At 73.6% G+C, this 1,292-nt stretch carries 1 protein-coding gene; it reads right to left on the minus strand.

Annotation, left to right across the window (positions count from 1 at the left end; genetic code table 11):
- Window positions 1-350: 350 nt before the first annotated feature.
- Complete coding sequence (locus tag ACFQ4O_RS17660; RefSeq protein WP_378777700.1) at window positions 351-1,175, minus strand: patatin-like phospholipase family protein; 825 nt, start codon at window positions 1,173-1,175, stop codon at window positions 351-353.
- Window positions 1,176-1,292 lie beyond the last annotated feature (117 nt).

The raw sequence follows: 1,292 nt of genomic DNA on the forward strand, positions 1-1,292 counted from the left end.
CTCGCCGTGGCGCTGTGCGAGGGCCATGGCTGGACGCTGGCGCTGCGCCGCGCCGCCGCCTGCGGCTCGCTGGTGGCCTCGCGCTTCGGCGTGTTCGACGCCCTTCCCACCCGCGACGCCGTGGACGCCATGGCGCAGGACGGCTCCCGCGCCTGACCGCCGCCGGGACGCATTGACGGCGCCGCGTTCTGGCATCACTATGGTATTCTCACCGTCGCTGCCGGGAATTGGGATGCGTCGACGGGGGGTCGCCGTCCCAGGGACGTCGCCATGCGCGCTGCGGTCGGAAACGACCGCCGGCCGCATGGCGACGGTTCCGGCCGGGCATGACGCTCAGCGGGCCATCACTATCAGCCGGCCATCACCGCCTCGACCGCGCGCTTGACCTCGTCCTTCGCGGCCTCGCTCGCCCGCAGCACCGCGGTGGTCTTCAGGAAATCCAGCAGCGTGATGGCCTCGACCCGGGGGCGGATCACCGCCGTGGGCGCCCGCCGCTCCAGCTTTCCCGCCACGATCGCCGCCTGCATGATCTGGAGCGCGCCGAGCGTCGCCTCGAAGGCGTTGGGCATGCGGGCGACGTCCATCACCGGGCCGCCGGTGACGTCGATGGCGATGACCGCGTCCACGTCGTCGAAGACGTCGAACGGCAGCGGGTTGGTCATGGCGCCGTCGATCAACGTCCGGCCGCGATGGACCACCGGGCGGAACAGGCCGGGGATCGCCGCCGAGGCCGCGACCGCCGGCAGCAACGGCCCGTCCCGGAACACCACTTCGGCCTTGGCGAAAAAGTCGGTCGCGACCACCGCGAGCGGCGTCGCCACGGTGTCGAACGTCTCCGCCATGCCCTCCGGCAGGAAGGTGGCGAGCATGGCCTCGGCGTCGATCAGAACGGGATTGCGGGAGCCGGACCCGAACAGGTCCGCCAGCCGGCCGACGCGGGCCTTCAGCAGCTTGGACAGCACCTCGCCCCGGTTGCGCAGCTGCAGGGCGGTGTGCGCGCGAAGCTCCGCCGCGCTGAGGCCGGAGGCGTAGGCCGCGCCGTAGATCGCCCCGATTGAGGTGCCGGCGACGGCGGCCGGGCGCAGCCCGAGCTCGTCGAAGGCCTGCAGCGCGTGGAGATGCGCCATGCCCCGCGCGCCGCCCCCGCCGAGCGCGAGCCCGATGCGTCGGCTCACCCGAACAGGTCCGGCTGCTTGCCGGGCGCCGCCGGCGGCTTCGGTTTCGGGCGCGGCTCTTTTCGGACCGGCGCGGAGGGCTCGTCGTCCGGCGGCGTGGCGACGCCGCCTGCGACC

It is taken from the genome of Methylopila musalis, assembly GCF_042679725.1.
In the GTDB taxonomy this organism is placed as follows: Bacteria; Pseudomonadota; Alphaproteobacteria; order Rhizobiales; family Methylopilaceae; genus Methylopila; species Methylopila musalis.